The sequence below is a fragment of the Reyranella sp. genome (assembly GCF_965279625.1).
Taxonomy (GTDB): domain Bacteria; phylum Pseudomonadota; class Alphaproteobacteria; order Reyranellales; family Reyranellaceae; genus Reyranella.
On sequence record NZ_OZ257251.1, the window covers coordinates 811681 to 828198 of the forward strand.

The window sequence follows — 16518 nt, forward strand, 5'->3', positions numbered from 1 at the left end:
GTCTCAAATCCAGCGTTTGCGCTTCAGCCACAGGAAGATGGAACACACGATGACCACGACCATTATCCAGAAAAAGTCATAGCCGTACTTCCATCCCAGCTCGGGCATGTTGCCGGTGTCACGGTCGAAATTCATGCCGTAGATGCCGGCCAGGAAGCTGAGCGGCATGAAGAACACGGTGATGACCGCCATCGTCTTCATGACCTCGGACATCCGATTGGACGAGTCCATGAGGTAGACTTCCATCAGGCCATTGGCCATTTCGCGGTAGCTCTCGACCAGGTCGAGCACCGCGACCGCATGGTCGAAACAGTCCCGCAGATAGGTCCGTGTCTCAGGCATGATGAAGGGCACATCGGGCCGCATCACCGCCAGCACGGTCTCGCGCTCGGCCCACTGAATGCGATGGAAGGCGACGAGCGCGCGGCGGGCCTGATGGATATGCGCCAGCGTGTCCTTTGTCGGATGGCCGAGCGCCTCCTCCTCCAGCTCCTCGAGATGGGTCGACAGGGCCTCGATCAGCGGGAACTTGCGGTCGACCACGAGATCGATCAGCGCATAGACGAGATAGTCGATGCCGAACATGCGCAGCCGCGACCCCGAGGTCTGCAGACGGTCACGCACCGGCTTGAAGATGTCAGCCTTCAGGTCGTGGAAGGAGATGACGTAGTTGTCGCCGAAGAAGATGCTGACCTGCTGCCCCTTCAGCACGCAGTCTTCATAGGCCGGGTCATTCAGGACGATGAAGCCCTGCCCCTCGTAGAGGTCGAGCTTGCTGCGCTGGTTGGAGTGGAACACGTCCTCCAGGGCCAGCGGATGCAGGTTGAACGCCATGCCGAGGTTGCGCAGCATTTCCGAGCTGGGCCGCCCGCCGACATCGATCCAGGTATGGCCGGGCGTGCCGAGATGGAAGCGGCACTGGTCCACTTCCACCTCGTGCAGGACTTCGACTTCGTCCTGCGTGTATTCGACGAGGGTGAAATCGAGCGCTTCGTCGGGAACCGGTGCGCGCCCGGCCAGCGTGCCGGGAGCCGTACCGGGCTTGGTGTGGCGGCGAAAAAGCCCGTCCATGCGCTCACTCGCCCCCTATAGCGGTCAGACTTCTTCCATCGCCTGGACGTCGGGGCGGCCGGCGAGATAGTCGCCGAGCTTGCGTCCGAGTTCCTTGAAGTGCGGCGCGGCCCGATGGGCCTCCAACGCCGCCTGGTCCTCGTAGCGTTCGAGCATGACATAGACGTTAACATCTGCCGTCTTGTGCAGCGCATAGAGCTTGTTGCCGGGCTCGTCCGCATGAACCTTGGCTTGAAGCGCCTTCATGGTCGCCTCGAAGTCTGCGTTCGTGCCGGGCTTGATGGTCAGTTTCGCGATGACGCCGATCATATTCTCTCCTCCTGCCGTCTCTATTGCGGCTTCTTCTTCAAAAGATACTTGTGCTCGCCATCGCACACCAGTTCGCCCTTCTGGTTATGGATGGTCAGCTTCAACACGGCGACGCCCGTCGTGCGCCCGGGCTTCAGTTCGGTCACCTGAAGCATCGGATAGAGGGTGTCGCCGACATAGACCGGCTTGAGGAAGCGCGAGGACTGTTCGAGGAACCCGATCAGCGATTCGCCCACGAAATGCGGGAAGATCCCGCCGCCGGCCGCGCCCTGGATGGCGACCTGCAGCCCGTGGGCCAGCATGTCCCGGTGCCCGAGCGCCTTGCAGTACTCGCGATCGTAGTGGATCGGATGATTGTCGCCGCTGGCGAGCTGGAAGGCCGAGAACAGCGCCTCCGTCTGCGTGCGCGAGTTGATGTAGAATTTCTGGCCGACCGCGAGATCCTCGAACCAGTGAGCTGGTCCGAAACGATGCTCGGCCGGATCGAACGGCTTGGTATCGGCGTCCGGCATCAGGCAGCCTTCGCCTTGCGGGCCATGCCGTCGAACAGGTCGAGCATGCGCTCGCGCCACGAATATACAGGATCGTCCTTTTCCAGCAGTTCGAGCGGGCTGATGGTGCGCGGCCACATGAAGGTGCCCGCGAGGATGTAATCGGGATAGGCCGCCTCGGCGCCGGACAGGAACTTCTGCTCGCGCAACGCCCGGCGCGCCGGTTCGAGCGAGGCGCGGAAGGCCGCCAGCCCCTTTTCTCGTGCCTGCGCCTGGAAGGACGCGAAGTCCTTTGTGCCCAAGCGCGCACCACGCGACTCGGCGATGTACTCCTTGTCCTCGGGCCGCACGCGATCGTAGAGATCGCCCACGATCAGCGGGAAAACGCCGGCGTTGACCACCGTGTCCGTCCAGCCGTTGATGAAGCGCGCATAGGATCGGCCCATCTCGCTCTTCAGCAGCAGCTTCTCCGGGTACATGTCGTCGAGATAGACGGCGATCGCCCAGCTGTCCTTCACCGGCTTTTCGCCGTCCTTGATCACCGGCACGGTCTTGGAATCGGCGAAGGCGATCTTCTCCTTCTCCGTGAAGCCCATCGGGACGTTGGTGTAGTCGAGGCCCTTGTGCGCGAGCGCGAACTTGGCCCGCCAGCAGAACGGGCTGGGACGACGATCGTCGTCGAAGGCCAGGTCGTAGAGCGTGATCATGCGGCCCTCACTTGCCGTCCAGCATCTTGATGATGCCGGAGAAGTCCTTGGCGCCGTTGCCGGAATTCACGAACAGGCTGAAGAGCTGGGCGGCCTCGGCACCGAGCGGCGTGCTGGCGCCGGCGGCATTGGCCGCCTGCTGGGCCAGCATCAGGTCCTTCAGCATCATCGCCGCCGTGAAGCCCGCCTGGTAGTCACGGTTGGCCGGAGACGCCGGCACCGGGCCGGGCACCGGGCAGTAGTTGGTCAGCGACCAGCACTGCCCCGAGGCGGTGGAGGCCACGTCGAACAGCTTCTGGGCGTCGAGACCGAGCCGCTTGGCCAGCATGAAGGCCTCGCTGACCGCGATCATCGACACGCCCAGGATCATGTTGTTGCAGATCTTGGCGGCCTGGCCGCCGCCGCTCGTGCCCGCCAGCACGATGTTCTTGCCCATCTTCTCCAGCACCGGCTTCGCCTTGGCGAACGACGCCTCGCTGCCACCGACCATGAAGGTCAGCGTGCCCGCGGTGGCGCCACCGACGCCGCCCGAGACCGGGGCATCGACCATGTCGAGGCCGGCCTTCTCCGCCAGCGCCGCCACGTGGCGCGCGCTCTCGACGTCGATGGTCGAGCAGTCGATCAGCAGCGCGCCCTTGGCGACGTTCGGCAGGACGTCCTTCTCGTAGACCTCGCGGACATGCTTGCCGGCCGGCAGCATGGTGACGACGATCTCCGCGCCTTTCACCGCTTCCGCAGCGGAGGAAGCCTTGTGCGCCCCCTTCTCGACCGCGATCGCGACCGCGGCGTCCGACAGGTCGAACGCCACGACGTGATGCTGGGCCTTTGCCAGGTTGGCGGCCATCGGGCCGCCCATGTTGCCGAGACCGATGAAGGCGATCTTCGCCATGGTTTCCTCCGTTTGGTTGCTGCCGCCTCAGTCGAAGAACAGGTCGTTGGACACCGGCTGGAAGTGCTCTTCGACCAGGGCGCGGGCGACCCCGTCGATGGTCGTCGGGTTCCATTGCGGCTTCTGGTCCTTGTCGATCAGCAGGGCGCGCACGCCTTCGAAGAAGTCATGGCCCTTCTGCATGCAGCGCTGCGACATGCGGTACTCGATCGTCATCGTGTCCTCGAACGAGCGGTTGGCGCAGCGCTTGAGCTGCTCCAGCGTGATCGCCATCGACAGCGGCGAGAGCTTCATCAGCGCCGCCAGCTGCTTCTGCGCGAACTCGCTGTTCGACTTCTTCAGCTTCGCGACGATCTCCTGCAGCGTCTCTGCCGAGAAGCAGCGATCAATCTCGGGCATCAGCGCCGGCAGCGTCTGCTCGCCGGCATCCGCCTGGAAGCGGGCGATGACGGCATCGACCTTTTCGTCGGCGCGCGGGCCGGACAGGTCCGCCGCGCCCAGGGCGGCCTGCAGCTCGTCGATCTTCGCGCTGGGCACGAAGGCGTGTGCGATTCCGGCCCAGACGGCATCCGCTGCCTTCAGGCGGTAGCTGGTGAGCGCGAGGAAGGTCCCCAGAGCGCCCGGCAGCCGCGTCAGGAAATAGCCGCCGCCGACATCGGGGAAGAGGCCGATCGTCGTCTCGGGCATGGCGAAGAGATACTTCTCGGTCACCACCGAGTGCGAGCCGTGCGCCGACAGGCCGACGCCGCCGCCCATGTTGATGCCGTCGATCAGCGAGATCCAGGGCTTGGCGTAGCGATAGATGCGACGGTTGACGATGTACTCGTCGCGGAAGAAGTCGCGGCGCAGGGTGCCCGCGGGATTGTCGCGCATTTCGCGATAGAGGCCCGCCACGTCGCCGCCGGCGGAGAAGGCACGGTCACCGGCGCCGCGCAGGACCACCGCCTTGATGGAAGGATCCTTCTCCCACTCCGGCATCACGCGCTCCATCTCGAGGATGATGCCGTGCGACAGCGAGTTGAGGACCTTCGGACGGTTGAGCGTCATGACGCCCAGACCGTCCTTCACATCAAACAGAATTTCAGCTTCGGACATTCTTCATCCCATCAACAAACGGCGTGAAATGATCACGCGCATGATCTCGTTGGTGCCTTCGAGGATCTGGTGCACGCGCAGGTCGCGGAGATAGCGCTCCAGCGGGAAATCCTTCAAGTAGCCGTATCCGCCATGCAATTGCAGCGCTTCGTTGACCACCCGGAAGCCCATGTCGGTCGCGAAGCGCTTGCCCATGGCCGCGGCCTGGGTCGCCTCGGGCGACTTCTGGTCGAGCAGCGAGGCAGCCCGCCAGATCATGAGACGCGCCGCGTCGAGTTCGGTCGCCATGTCCGCCAGCTTGAACTGCGTCGCCTGGAAGTCGGCCAGCGGCTTGCCGAACAGTTTGCGCTCCAGGACGTAGCGCGAGGCCGTCTCCAGGCAGGCGCGTGCGCCGCCCAGCGAGCAGGCGCCGATATTGATGCGCCCGCCGTCGAGCCCCATCATCGCGATCTTGAACCCGTGCCCTTCGGGGCCGAGACGGTTGGCCACCGGCACCCTGCAATTCTCGAAGATCACCGAGGCGGTCGGCTGGCTGTTCCAGCCGAGCTTGTTCTCCTGCTTGCCGAACGAGAGGCCGGGCGTTCCCGCCTCGACCACCAGAGTCGAGACACCGCTGGCCCCCGGCCCGCCCGTGCGCAGCATCACGACATAGATATCGCTGCGCCCGCCGCCCGAGATGAACGCCTTGCTGCCGTTCAGCACATAGTGGTCGCCCTGAAGCTCGGCCCGCGTGGCCAGCGCCGCCGCGTCGGAACCGGCCCCCGGCTCGGTCAGGCAGTAGCTTGCGAAATGCTCCATCGAGCAGAGTTTGGGCAGGAAGCGCCGGCGCTGCTCGTCGTCGCCGAAGGCGTCGATCATCCAGGCGGCCATGTTGTGGATGGAGATATAGGCCGCCGTGCTGGGACACGCCGCCGCTAGCTCCTCCATGATCAGGGCCGCGTCGAAGCGGCTGAGGCCGCTGCCGCCAACATCGTCGCGCACGTAGATGCCGCCGAAGCCGAGGGAAGCGGCTTCCCGCAGCACCTCCTCCGGAAAGATCTTATCGGCGTCCCAACGCGCGGCGTGCGGCAGCATGCGGTCGGTCGCGAACTGCCGGGCCGTATCGCGGAAGGCCTGTTGGTCTTCTGAGAGATTGAAATCCATGCGGGCGAGACCGTATCAACTCTGGCGCCGGCTTTCTGCAGGAAAAGGAGCCGCATTGCGGCCCCCACGGGTTCGCGCGATAAGGCGGATCATGTCTGCCCGTTTCACGACCCTCGGCCGCTATCCCACGACCCGCCTCCGCCGCAATCGCGGTGAGGAATGGTCCCGCCGGCTCGTCGCCGAACACAAGCTATCCGTCGACGACCTGATCTGGCCGGTCTTCGTGCAGGAGGGCCAGAACGCCCGCACGCCAGTCGCCTCCATGCCGGGGGTCGACCGCCTCTCGATCGACCTGTTCGCAGAGGCCGCAAAGGAAGCCCGCGATCTCGGCATTCCCGCCATCGCGATCTTCCCGGAGACCGATCCCAAGGCCAAGACGCCCGACGCTCGCGAGGCCTACAATCCGGGCAATCTCGTCTGCCGCGCCATCACCGCGGTGAAGAAAGCCGTCCCCGATATCGGCATCGTCTGCGACGTGGCGCTGGACCCGTTCAACAGCGACGGCCATGACGGCATCGTGCGCGACGGTCGCATCCTGAACGACGAGTCGGTCGAGGCGCTGGTCAAGCAGGCGATCGTGCAGACCGAGGCCGGCGCCGACATCCAGGCGCCCTCCGACATGATGGACGGCCGCATCGGCGCCATCCGTGCGGCCCTCGACGCCAAGGGCCACCAGCACGAACAGATCATGTCGTATGCCGCCAAGTACGCCTCGGCCTTCTATAATCCGTTCCGCGACGCCATCGGCAGCTCGGGCGCCCTGAAGGGCGACAAGAAGACCTACCAGATGGATTACGCCAACTCGGACGAGGCGCTGCGTGAGGTCGGCTTCGACATCGAGGAAGGCGCCGACATGGTGATGGTGAAGCCCGGCCTCCCCTATCTCGACATTGTGCGGCGCGTGAAGGACACGTTCGGCGTGCCGACCTACGCCTACCAGGTGAGCGGTGAGTACGCGATGCTGCGCGGCGCGGCCGATCGCGGCTGGCTCGACTGGAACAAGGTACTGATCGAGACGCTGACCGGCTTCAAGCGTGCCGGCTGCGACGGCATCCTGACCTATGGTGCGATCGACGCGGCCCGGCTGCTCAAGTCCAAATGATCGCCCGCCTATGATCGAGCGCCCCTCGGCCCGCCTGATCCTGCTCGATCCGCAGGACAGGCTGTTCCTGTTCAACGTCCACGATCCCCAGGTGTTCGATCCGGCGCAGCCGTTCTTCGATCCTTTCTGGGTGATGATCGGCGGCATGGTCGATCCGGGCGAAGACTATGCGCAGGCCGCGGTACGCGAGGCGGGCGAGGAAACCAAGCTGCCGGTGATCGGCACGCCCCGCTGGGTCTGGAAGCGCGAGCGTGTCATGAGCTGGCGCGGCAAGGAGGTTCTGCACCGGGAGCGTTTCTTCCTGGCGCGCACCGACCGCAGCGAGATCGACACGTCGGGCCTCGACGAGAAGGAACGGAGCTGGACGCTTGGCCATCGCTGGTGGACCGCCGACGAGATCGCCGCTTCGACCGAACGTTTCGAGCCGATCGACCTCGGCACCCGCCTCTCTGCCCTTCTTCACGACGGGCCACCCACCGAGCCGATGGCCCTCAACTAGCGGCGGTCGCGCTCCTCGCGCTCGCGCTTGCGCCGCTCCTGCTCCTCCGACGCGCCGCGATAGGCACGCCATGCCAGCACGAGCGCAACCAGCGAACAGGCCACGCCCACGATCATTGCCACTGGTTCCGCCTCACCCATCTCCGAATATCCTCATGATGGCCTCGTCTGCCCGATGAACGATGTCCCTTCCTGTCCTGAAAGAGGCTTCGTTTCGGGCATGAAGGCGGCATAGATCAGCAGGCCCATCCCCGCGATCGCCGCCAGGGCCAGAAAGGCCGCCGAATAGCCGGCCATGACCACAATCAAACCGGCAAAGGTCGCGCTGAGCGCGGCCCCTAGGCCCAGCGCCGTCGCAATGGCGCCGAGACTGACGTTGAAGCGGCCCGTCCCCCGCGTGAGGTCGGCGACGACCACCGGGAACAGCGCGCCAAAAATGCCGGCGCCGACGCCGTCCAGCGCCTGCACGCCCACCAGCCAGTAGGCATCGTCCGATAGCGGATAGAGCGCCCCGCGCAGCGCGAGGATGAGGAAGCCGGCAAGGAACAGCGGCTTTCGTCCCCAATCGTCCGCCTTGGCGCCGACCAGCAATGCCGCGGGGATCATGACGAGCTGCGCAATCACGATGCAGGCTGCCATGAGCGTCGTTCCGAGCCCCTCGTTCACGAGCGCGAGCTTCTGGCCAACGAGCGGTAGCATTGCCGCATTGGCGAAGTGGAAGAGCACGACACTTCCCGCAAAGACCAGCAGGGAACGATTCTCGAAGAGCGCGGCGATCCCGGCGGGTCTTGCATTGCCATGGTGGATTCCGTCATCGAGGCCACGGGCCACGTCGTGGTCGATGGCACGGGCCGGGATTGAGAGAGTGGCCACGATGCTCGCCACCGCCATCGCCGCCATCAGATAGAAGACCGCGATCGGCCCCATGAAAAAGGCCGCGCCGCCCGCCAGGAGGGCCGCGACCGCATTGCCCGCGTGGTTGAACGCCTCGTTGCGTCCCGTGCGGCGGGTGAAGGCCTTCGGTCCCATCATGCCCAGCGTGATGGCGGCGATCGCTGGCGCAAAGATCGAACCTGCTATGCCGGCCATCGACTGGGCAATCGCCACGGGCAGAAATTCAGGGGCGAGCGGCAGGATGAGACAACACGCCGTCACCACGATCGCGGCAACGATGACGGCCGCGCGCTTGTAGCGTGTGACGTCGATGAAATTGCCGGCCGGCGTCTGGGCCAGGATGCCGGCAATGCCACCGATCGACATGACGACGCCGATGCTGGCCGCGTCCCATTTCTGGACCGTGAGCAGGTAGATCGCGAGGTAGGGTCCCAACCCGTCGCGCACATCGGCGAGGAAGAAATTCAGCGCGTCAAGACTGCCATCTCGGCGCGTCATGCCCGGTTGATCCCAAAGAAGGTTGCCACGGCGAGATCACTCCAGGGCAGAGGGCTACCGGCGCCATGAAAGCCGACATGGCCGCCCTGCGCCGGCAGCAAGGATGTCAGCGCCTCGTTGCCGGCCCAATCGTAGCCGCTGTAGAGCCCGCCGGGAATCCACGGATCGTCGAGCGCCCCCAGTACCAGGGTCGGCACGCGAATACCGCCCATGAAGCGAATGGGCTTGCAGCGCTCGTAATAGTCCTCGGCGCCGGCGAAGCCGTGACGGGGTGCGATGAAGACTTCGTCGTATTCCCAAACCGAACGGGCCCCAAGGATGGCGGACCTCTCGGCCACCTCGAGTTGCGCACCCGCCGCCGTGGCCTCCACCTTCATCTGGCCGAGGAGATGGCGGTGATAGATGAAATTGCGCCGCTCCAGCATCCGCCGGCAGGTCGCGGAGAGGTTGACGGGGGCGCAGACCGTCGCCGCAGCGAGCAAGGGCGCCGTCCCGCCCTCCTCACCCAGATATTTGAGCAGCATCGCCCCTCCCAGCGAGTAACCGACGGCTCGCAGGCCATCGGACGTCAGTTCGGCGGGAAGGTTCGCCAGCAAGGCGCGGAAATCCTGGCTGCGGCCGGCATAATACTGACCGCCGCAGGTTGCGCGCGACGGTCCCGCGCCGCGGAGGTTCACCCGAAGCACGCGTTCACCGGCGTCGAGGAGACGGCGGGCCATGCTGAGCATGTAGGAGCTTTCCTGCGAACCGGTCAGCCCGTGGATGAGGATCGTCAGGGGCGTGCCTTTCGCCGGCAGCGATGGCCGGTCCACGGCACAGACCAAACGGTCACCCGTTCCATCGAGGAGATCGACCGTGAGCCGCTCCGACCTGTGCGGGGCGAGATCCGGGCGCGGCGGCTTCAGGTAATTGGCCAGCGTCTGGAGGTCCGCCCCCCACCAGGGGAAGCGCGCACGAAACGGCGGGAGATGGAGAGTCACTCTTCCATGGTAGCAAGTCGGTCGAAGAATTTCTCCACTGCCAGGTCGCACCATGGCCGGGCACTGTCATGGGCATGGAAGCCAATGTGTCCACCGGCCGGCGGCATGAGCGGGACGAGCGACGTATTTTCGGACCAGTTGAACTCCCGATAGTACTCGACGGGGATCCAGGGATCGTCGCACGACGCGATGACCATCGTCGGCACGCGGATCTCGGGCATGAAGGCGAGCGGCGAGCACAGCTCGTAATAATCCTCGGCGCCGCGGAAGCCGTAACGCGGCGAGATAAACCGATCATCGTAGTCCCAGACACTGCGCGCGGACTTGATGATCTCGCGTTCCTCAGGCGAGGTCAGCGCACCCGGCGCCAGCGCTTCGGCCTTCATGTCGTTCAGGAGATAGGTGTGATAGAGCCAGTTGCGCGCCCGCATCATGTGCTTGCAGGTGCGTGACAGGTCGATCGGCGCGCAGATGGTTGCGGCGCCCCGCAGGGGCGCGAAAGATCCCTCCTCGCCCAGGTACTTGAGGAGCATCGCCCCGCCCAGCGAGTAGCCGACGGCGACTATTCCATTGGTAGTCATGTCGTCGGGGAGCTGCGATAGGACGCGGCGGAAGTCGGCGGTACGCCCGACATGATAGTGCTCACGGCAATGCGGACGCGACGGTCCACAACCACGCAGATTGAGCCGCAGCACGCGGTAACCGCCGTCCAGCAGATGACGTGCTGCATTCAGTATATAGGCGCTGTTCTCGCTGCCCGTCAGTCCATGGATCAGAACGGCGAGCGGTCGCTCCTCCACCAGTTCAACCGGATGATCGAGCATGCCGAGCAGGATGTCGCCGGTTCGGTCTGCCATCGCGAAGGCCATACGCTCGCTGGTATGGGGGGCGAGGTCGCATACGCGCGCCGACGTGAGCCGGATGGCGATCGTCTGAAGGTCCGGTCCCCACCACGGAAAGCGCGGCTTGAATGGCGGCAAATCGAGGGAATCGATGGACGGGGGCACGGGGGGTCCGTATTCACGCTTGGGTTCGCATGAAAACGCTCGCCACCTTGCCAAGTTCCCCTCTGCTCGGTGTGCTGTTCGCCGTCGCGGCCGCGATTACCTTCAGCACGGCAGGCGTCATCGTTCGTCGGATCGACCTTCCTGCATGGGACGTGTCCTTCTGGCGCTCGGCCCTCCTCGTCGCCACCATGCTGCCGCTTCTGCTCTGGCAGCGCCGGCAGGTGATGATCGACATCCGCAACGGCGGCCGCGCCCTGTTGCTCAGCGCCGTTCTGCTTGCGGGAAGCTTCGTGAGTTTCATCCTGGCGCTCGGGCTGGCGCCGGTCGCCAACGTGCTGATCATGTTCGGCGCGACGCCCTTCATCACCGCCATCGCCGCCCGCCTGTTCCTGCGCGAGCCTCTGCATGGTCACACGATCCTCGCCATGGCGGCGGCCGTGGTTGGCCTGGCAATCAGCGTCGCCGGGTCCCTGAAGCCGGGCGCCCTGGCCGGCATGGCGGTCGCCTTCATCGTCGTGCTCTGCATGAGCGGCAATTACGTTGTCGTCCGGCACCGCCGCGACATCGGCATGACCCCGTCGATCTGGCTGGCCGGCCTGATCTCCGGCTTGGTGGCGCTGCCCTTTGCCCACCCCGAGAACGTCACTTGGTCGCAATTGCCCTGGCTTTTCGCCCTGAGCCCGGGCCAGCTGGCGGTCGGCCTGCTGCTCTACATGGCCAGCCTGAAGCGCATTCCGGCGGCGCAGGCGGCCCTGCTCGGCTTGCTCGAGCTGGTGCTGGGGCCGGTCTGGGTGTGGCTGTTCGATGGCGAAAAGCCGGACGATCTCACCTTGTTTGGCGGCGCAATCGTGATCTCGGCGGCGGCGGTCAACGTGTGGCTGGATTCACGACGATCCACTGGCTAAGAACCGGGCATGACCCAGAATACCAAGGGCCCGCTGTCGGGCATTCTCGTCGTCGATCTCTCCCGCATCCTGGCGGGTCCCTACTGCACCCTTCTGATGGCCGAAATGGGCGCCCGGGTGATCAAGGTCGAGCCGCCCAAGGGCGGCGACGATGCCCGCGCCTATGGTCCCTTTGTAAACGGCAAGTCGACCTATTTCGCGTCGGTGAACCGCGGCAAGGAGAGCATCGCGCTCGACCTCAAGAACGACGAGCACCGCAAGATCTTCGAGAAGTTGCTCGAGAAGGCCGACGTCGTCGTCGAGAACTTCCGCCCCGGCACCATGGAGAAGCTGGGCTACGGCTGGGAGACGCTGCATGCCAAGTATCCCAAGCTGATCTACGCCTCGGCCTCGGGCTTCGGCCACACCGGTCCCAACTCGAAGGACCCCGCCTACGACATGGTCATGCAGGGCCAGGGCGGCATCATGAGCATCACTGGCAACGAGGGTCAGCCGCCGAGCCGGGTCGGCATGTCGATCGGCGACATCGGCGCCGGCCTCTACACCGCCGTCGCCGTGAATGCCGCGCTCGTGCACCGGCTCACGACCGGAGAGTCCACCAAGGTCGACATCGCGATGTTCGACTGCCAACTCGCGCTGCTCGAGAACGCGATCATGCGTTACACGGTCGAGAAGGAAATCCCCGGCCCGCTCGGTGCGCGCCATCCCACCATCACCCCCTTCGAGGCCTTCGCCACTTCCGACGGCTCGATGATCATCGCGGCGGGCAACGACAGCCTGTTCATCAAGATGTGCGAGGCGCTGGGCCGTTCCGACATGGCGAACGATCCCGCCTACAAGTCGAATGCGCTGCGCCAGAAGAGCCAGCAGAAGCTGAAGCAGGAAATCGAGTCCGTGCTGAAGACCAACACGACCGATCACTGGATCGCCGTCGTGTCCAAGGGCGGCGTGCCCTGCGGCCCGATCAACAACATCGCGCAGGCCATCGAGCATCCGCAGGTCGCCGCTCGCAACATGCTGGTCGACGTGCCGGACGGCAGCGGCGGCACGCTGAAGCTGGCTGGCAACCCGCTCAAGATGTCGGCCTTCCCCGACCCGACGACGCGCGCGCCCGCGCCGGACCTCGACAGCGACCGCGACGCGATCCTTTCCTATCTGGGCGGTTGACCCGGTGAGGCTGTTGGTCCGCCTCGCAGCCTTTCTCGGAAAGCTCCTGCTCGGCACGGCGCTGGCCGTCGCGGTCTTGCTGGCCGGCACGTACTTCCATGTGCGTGGCGCACTGCCGAGCTACGCGGGCCAGCTCGAGGCGACGGGCCTCAAGGCCCCCGTGGAGATCCTGCGCGACAAGAATGCCGTGCCGCACATCATCGCGGGGTCGATCGAGGATGCCTCCTTCGCCCTGGGCTACGTCCATGCCCAGGACCGGTTCTGGCAGATGGAGCTGATGCGCCGCATCGGCCAAGGGCGTCTCGCAGAACTCGTGCCGCCGGCCGTGGTCGGCCAGGGACTGGTCGACACCGACCGCACGATGCGCGGCCTCGGCGTCTACCGGCGCGCCAACGAGAGCGTGGGCGCGCTGTCGCCGGCCATGCGCGCCCAGCTCGACGCGTATGCGGCGGGCGTGAATGCCTGGATCTCCAACGACGCCCAGCAGTACGGGCTGGAACTCACGCTGATCAAGCTCCTGTCCGGCGGACGTTACCGACCCGAGCCCTGGCGGCCCGCGGATTCGCTGGTCTGGGCGAAGCTCATGGCGCTCGGCCTCGACGGCAACTGGCGCGCCGAACTCTTGCGCCTGCGGCTGTCGCAGAAGATCGGCGAGGACGGGGTGAAGTTCCTGATCCAGCCCTCCGGCGACAGCAAGGACTCGACGCTCTCGATGGTCATGGCGGCCACGAAGGGCATCGACCTCGACCGCATCTTCCATGGCACCGACAACGAGGTCACCCGCAAGCGCGAGGCCTCGAACGAGTGGGTGCTGTCGGGCGCACACGCGGTCTCGGGACGCCCGCTGCTCGCCAACGATCCGCATCTCGGCTTCAGCTTTCCCGGTGTCTGGTACCTCGCCCGCCTGGTCGGTCCGGGCTTCGACATCCGCGGCGCCACCTCACCGGGTTCGCCCGCCGTGGTGCTGGGCCACAACGGCACGATCGGCTGGGGCTTCACGACCACCAACCTCGACAGCCAGGACGTCTTCGTCGAGCGCGTCGATCCGACCGACCCCAACCGCTACATCACGCCCGACGGCGCCCGTCCCTTCGCGGTGCGCGACGAGACGATCAAGGTCGCCTGGGGCGATCCCATCACGATGCGCGTCCGCGAGACGCGGCACGGCCCGGTGATCGACGACTTCGTCCGCCGCGGCGACAACCTCACGCCGCAGGGACACGTCCTGGCCCTGCAGGCGACCGCACTCGATGGCGCCGACACTTCGGCCGAGGGTTTCAGCCGCATCGGCTCGGCGCAGAACTGGGAGGATTTCCTGTCGGCGGCCCGTCGCATCGTCTCGCCGATGCAGAACATGGTCTATGCCGACACGTCGGGGAATATCGGCCTGATCTCGCCGGCGCGCGTACCGATCCGGCGCAAGGGCGACGGCTCGATGCCGGTGCCGGGATGGACCTCGGAATTCGACTGGGCGGGCTTCGTGCCGTTCGACGACCTGCCGCGCGTCTACAATCCAGGGACCGGCGTGATCGTCAACGCCAACGGCAGGCTCGTGCCCGACGACTACCGCCACTTCATCAGCCGGGACTGGGCCGAGCCCTATCGCCAGCGCCGGGCCGCGCAGCTGCTGGGCGAGGTCGAGCGCCATCCGGTCTACGGCATGATCGTCATGCAGGCCGACAATCTCACGCTCGATGCCGCGGAGATGTTGCCCTACCTGCTGAAGGGGACGCCGCGCAACGCCCGCGCCGCGCAGGCCCGCGAGCTGCTCGCGCGGTGGAACATGTTCATGCTGGCGAGCCGCCCCGAGCCCCTGATCTACGACGCCTGGCTCGCCGAACTTCAGAAGGGCCTGCTGGGCGACGAGTTGGGAGAGGATCTCTACGCCTCGCTGGCGGTGCCCAATGTCCCCCTGCTGGTGCGTATCCTGCGCGACAAGCCGGGCTGGTGCGACGATGGCGGCACGCGCCAGACCGAGTCCTGCGAGGAGGCAATCGCCCTGGCGCTCGACCGTGCGCTCGACTGGATCTCGCGCCGTCAGGGCGCCGACATGACCAAATGGCAATGGGGCCGTGAGCACCTCGCCGTGCATCGCCATCCCCTGTTCGATGGTATCCCCCTGCTGCGTGACATCGCCTCGGTGCGCTATCCGTCCGACGGAGGGAACCAGACGCTCAACCGGGCCTCGCCCTCGTTCCGCGGCAACCGGCCGTTCGACGCGGTGCACGGCGCGGGCTATCGCGGCATCTACGATTTCAGCGATCTCGAAAACAGCCGGTTCGCGACGCCGCTCGGGCAGTCTGGAAACATGCTCTCCCCGTGGGCGCGCAACTTCGTCGAACCCTGGCAGAAGCTCGCCTACATCAACATCGGCGGCACCCGCGCCGAAACGGCCCGCAGCGCCATCGGCACGCTGACGCTGGCGCCCCCGTCGGCACACTGACGGGTCAGGCCTCGAGCGTCGGCGTGCGGCGCACCAGCAGCTTGTCGATCCGCCGCCCGTCCATGTCGACGATCTCGAAGGTCCAGTCTTCGTAGGTGAATTGCTCGCCGGCCGTCGGGATATGGCCGAGCTGGGCCAGGGCGAAGCCGGCGATCGTGTGGAACTTGGTGCTGACGGGCAGCTTGTCGAGCTTCAGCCGGTCGAGGGTCGCATGCACCGGCGCCATGCCGTCGATCAGCAGCGAGCCGTCCTCGCGCTCGAAGACGTCGGGATCCTCGCCCAGCGCCTCCGGAAGGTCGCCGGCCAAGGCTTCCAGCAGGTCCGCCTGCGTGACGATTCCCTCGATGCCGCCATACTCGTCGACCACCACGGCAAGCCGTACCGGCGTCTTCTTGAACTGCTCCAGCACCTTGAAGATCGGCATGGCCTCATGGACCATCAGCGGCGCCACGACCACGGCGCCGGGGTCGATTGTGCCGCCGCGCAGCATCTGGTTCAGCAGGTCCGTCTTGGTGACCGCGCCCAGCAGGTTGTCGATACTCCCGCGCCCGACCAGCATCTGCTCATAGGGGCTCTCCAGGACCGTCCGCACGATCTCGTCGCGCTCGTCGTTGATGTCGATCCAGTCGAGTTCGGTTCGGGGAGTCATGATCTCGCCGATGCGGCGATTGCCGATTTCGAGCGCGCGCACCATGACCTCTTCCTGCGCATCCTGCAGGAGCCCGGCATCCTGGCTGGCCTCGACCAGCAGCTTCAGCTCACCCGGCGAATGCAGGGATTCCTCCCCTGTTCCCGGCCGCAGCCCGCACAGTCTCAGCACGAGATTTCCCATCCCGTTCAGCACGAGGATGGCCGGGCTGAGAAGCCACCTGAACAGGCTGAGCGGCCGCACCACCCACAGGGCCGTGCCTTCGCTGCGCTGGAGGGCGAGGCTCTTGGGCGCCAGTTCGCCCAGCACGATGTGCAGCGCCGTGATCAGCAGGAAGGAGATACCGACGGCGATCGCGTAGGCGCTTACGCCGGCCATCGTGCCCCAGAGCTGCGCCAGAGGCTCTTCGATCAGGTGCGCGATCGCCGGCTCGCCGATCCAGCCCAGCGCCAGGGACGAGATGGTGATGCCCAGCTGCGTGGCCGCGAGGTTGGAATCGAGATGGTCGAGGGCCCGCACCAGCGCCTTGGCATTGATCCGTCCCGAGGCGGCGAGTTCGATGACCCGGCTGCGGCGGACGGCGACCAGCGAGAACTCGGCGGCCACGAAGAACCCGTTGGCCGCGACCAGCACCAGGACCGCCAGCAAACCTCCCGCTCCGGACATGTCC

At 65.9% G+C, this 16518-nt stretch carries 17 protein-coding genes; 5 read left to right on the forward strand and 12 right to left on the reverse strand.

The genetic code is table 11. The features are described 5' to 3' along the window. Window positions 1-3 precede the first annotated feature (3 nt). The 7 genes from corA to ACQY78_RS03880 are packed head-to-tail and all read right to left on the reverse strand — an operon-like array spanning window position 4 to window position 5705. Window positions 4-1071 (reverse strand): magnesium/cobalt transporter CorA, encoded by a 1068-nt coding sequence (corA, locus tag ACQY78_RS03850; protein WP_428682911.1) that lies wholly within the window; start codon window positions 1069-1071, stop codon window positions 4-6. Window positions 1072-1095: 24 nt separating this feature from the next. Beyond that, window positions 1096-1380, reverse strand: a complete 285-nt coding sequence (locus ACQY78_RS03855) for a putative quinol monooxygenase (protein ID WP_428682913.1) — start codon at window positions 1378-1380, stop codon at window positions 1096-1098. Window positions 1381-1400: 20 nt separating this feature from the next. Continuing rightward, the gene (locus ACQY78_RS03860; RefSeq protein WP_428682915.1) at window positions 1401-1892 is read right to left on the reverse strand and encodes a MaoC family dehydratase; all 492 of its coding nucleotides are present in this window, start codon (window positions 1890-1892) and stop codon (window positions 1401-1403) included. Then, entirely contained in the window at window positions 1892-2578 is a 687-nt protein-coding gene (locus ACQY78_RS03865; RefSeq protein WP_428682917.1) for a glutathione S-transferase N-terminal domain-containing protein, read from the reverse strand. The genes ACQY78_RS03860 and ACQY78_RS03865 overlap by 1 nt, the downstream gene beginning before the upstream one ends. 7 nt (window positions 2579-2585) lie before the next feature. After that, window positions 2586-3467 (reverse strand): 3-hydroxyisobutyrate dehydrogenase, encoded by an 882-nt coding sequence (gene mmsB, locus ACQY78_RS03870; RefSeq protein ID WP_428682919.1) that lies wholly within the window; start codon window positions 3465-3467, stop codon window positions 2586-2588. A 27-nt stretch (window positions 3468-3494) separates the two neighbouring features. After that, a complete protein-coding gene (locus tag ACQY78_RS03875) occupies window positions 3495-4562 on the reverse strand; it encodes an enoyl-CoA hydratase/isomerase family protein (protein WP_428682921.1) in 1068 nt (355 codons plus the stop codon). 3 nt (window positions 4563-4565) lie between these two features. Further along, window positions 4566-5705, reverse strand: a complete 1140-nt coding sequence (locus ACQY78_RS03880) for an isobutyryl-CoA dehydrogenase (RefSeq protein ID WP_428682923.1) — start codon at window positions 5703-5705, stop codon at window positions 4566-4568. A 91-nt stretch (window positions 5706-5796) separates the two neighbouring features. On the opposite strand from ACQY78_RS03880, the gene hemB reads away from it, so the two are divergent. Then, window positions 5797-6807: a porphobilinogen synthase gene (hemB, locus tag ACQY78_RS03885; RefSeq protein ID WP_428682925.1), complete on the forward strand. Its 1011-nt coding sequence runs from the start codon at window positions 5797-5799 to the stop codon at window positions 6805-6807. Between the two features lie 10 nt (window positions 6808-6817). Further along, window positions 6818-7306: an NUDIX hydrolase gene (locus ACQY78_RS03890; protein WP_428682927.1), complete on the forward strand. Its 489-nt coding sequence runs from the start codon at window positions 6818-6820 to the stop codon at window positions 7304-7306. Here the strand turns inward: ACQY78_RS03890 and ACQY78_RS03895 are convergent. The 4 genes from ACQY78_RS03895 to ACQY78_RS03910 are packed head-to-tail and all read right to left on the reverse strand — an operon-like array spanning window position 7303 to window position 10546. Beyond that, entirely contained in the window at window positions 7303-7428 is a 126-nt protein-coding gene (locus ACQY78_RS03895; RefSeq protein WP_428682929.1) for a hypothetical protein, read from the reverse strand. The genes ACQY78_RS03890 and ACQY78_RS03895 overlap by 4 nt on opposite strands. Before the next feature lie 30 nt (window positions 7429-7458). Beyond that, window positions 7459-8697 (reverse strand): MFS transporter, encoded by a 1239-nt coding sequence (locus ACQY78_RS03900; RefSeq protein WP_428682931.1) that lies wholly within the window; start codon window positions 8695-8697, stop codon window positions 7459-7461. Then, entirely contained in the window at window positions 8694-9677 is a 984-nt protein-coding gene (locus ACQY78_RS03905; protein ID WP_428682933.1) for a YheT family hydrolase, read from the reverse strand. The genes ACQY78_RS03900 and ACQY78_RS03905 overlap by 4 nt, the downstream gene beginning before the upstream one ends. Beyond that, on the reverse strand, window positions 9674-10546 hold the full coding sequence (locus ACQY78_RS03910; RefSeq protein ID WP_428682935.1) for a YheT family hydrolase: 873 nt from the start codon (window positions 10544-10546) through the stop codon (window positions 9674-9676). Before ACQY78_RS03910 ends, ACQY78_RS03905 begins: the two co-directional genes overlap by 4 nt. 167 nt (window positions 10547-10713) lie before the next feature. On the opposite strand from ACQY78_RS03910, the gene ACQY78_RS03915 reads away from it, so the two are divergent. Genes ACQY78_RS03915 through ACQY78_RS03925 form a run of 3 tightly spaced genes read left to right on the forward strand, consistent with a single transcriptional unit; the run spans window position 10714 to window position 15199 of the window. Then, entirely contained in the window at window positions 10714-11589 is an 876-nt protein-coding gene (locus ACQY78_RS03915; protein WP_428682937.1) for a DMT family transporter, read from the forward strand. A 9-nt stretch (window positions 11590-11598) separates the two neighbouring features. Continuing rightward, on the forward strand, window positions 11599-12756 hold the full coding sequence (locus ACQY78_RS03920) for a CaiB/BaiF CoA transferase family protein (protein ID WP_428682939.1): 1158 nt from the start codon (window positions 11599-11601) through the stop codon (window positions 12754-12756). Between the two features lie 4 nt (window positions 12757-12760). Next, complete coding sequence (locus ACQY78_RS03925; RefSeq protein ID WP_428682941.1) at window positions 12761-15199, forward strand: penicillin acylase family protein; 2439 nt, start codon at window positions 12761-12763, stop codon at window positions 15197-15199. A gap of 4 nt (window positions 15200-15203) precedes the next feature. On the opposite strand, the gene ACQY78_RS03930 is transcribed toward ACQY78_RS03925, so the two are convergent. After that, entirely contained in the window at window positions 15204-16514 is a 1311-nt protein-coding gene (locus ACQY78_RS03930; protein WP_428682943.1) for a hemolysin family protein, read from the reverse strand. Window positions 16515-16518: the final 4 nt, after the last annotated feature.

Bases quoted from the DNA above. Each gene is read 5' to 3' on its own strand.
- corA (WP_428682911.1), bottom strand. From the start codon at position 1,071: ATGGACGGGCTTTTTCGCCGCCACACCAAGCCCGGTACGGCTCCCGGC.
- ACQY78_RS03855 (WP_428682913.1), bottom strand. From the start codon at position 1,380: ATGATCGGCGTCATCGCGAAACTGACCATCAAGCCCGGCACGAACGCA.
- ACQY78_RS03860 (WP_428682915.1), bottom strand. From the start codon at position 1,892: ATGCCGGACGCCGATACCAAGCCGTTCGATCCGGCCGAGCATCGTTTC.
- ACQY78_RS03865 (WP_428682917.1), bottom strand. From the start codon at position 2,578: ATGATCACGCTCTACGACCTGGCCTTCGACGACGATCGTCGTCCCAGC.
- mmsB (WP_428682919.1), bottom strand. From the start codon at position 3,467: ATGGCGAAGATCGCCTTCATCGGTCTCGGCAACATGGGCGGCCCGATG.
- ACQY78_RS03875 (WP_428682921.1), bottom strand. From the start codon at position 4,562: ATGTCCGAAGCTGAAATTCTGTTTGATGTGAAGGACGGTCTGGGCGTC.
- ACQY78_RS03880 (WP_428682923.1), bottom strand. From the start codon at position 5,705: ATGGATTTCAATCTCTCAGAAGACCAACAGGCCTTCCGCGATACGGCC.
- hemB (WP_428682925.1), top strand. From the start codon at position 5,797: ATGTCTGCCCGTTTCACGACCCTCGGCCGCTATCCCACGACCCGCCTC.
- ACQY78_RS03890 (WP_428682927.1), top strand. From the start codon at position 6,818: ATGATCGAGCGCCCCTCGGCCCGCCTGATCCTGCTCGATCCGCAGGAC.
- ACQY78_RS03900 (WP_428682931.1), bottom strand. From the start codon at position 8,697: ATGACGCGCCGAGATGGCAGTCTTGACGCGCTGAATTTCTTCCTCGCC.
- ACQY78_RS03910 (WP_428682935.1), bottom strand. From the start codon at position 10,546: ATGGCCTTCGCGATGGCAGACCGAACCGGCGACATCCTGCTCGGCATG.
- ACQY78_RS03915 (WP_428682937.1), top strand. From the start codon at position 10,714: ATGAAAACGCTCGCCACCTTGCCAAGTTCCCCTCTGCTCGGTGTGCTG.
- ACQY78_RS03920 (WP_428682939.1), top strand. From the start codon at position 11,599: ATGACCCAGAATACCAAGGGCCCGCTGTCGGGCATTCTCGTCGTCGAT.
- ACQY78_RS03930 (WP_428682943.1), bottom strand. From the start codon at position 16,514: ATGTCCGGAGCGGGAGGTTTGCTGGCGGTCCTGGTGCTGGTCGCGGCC.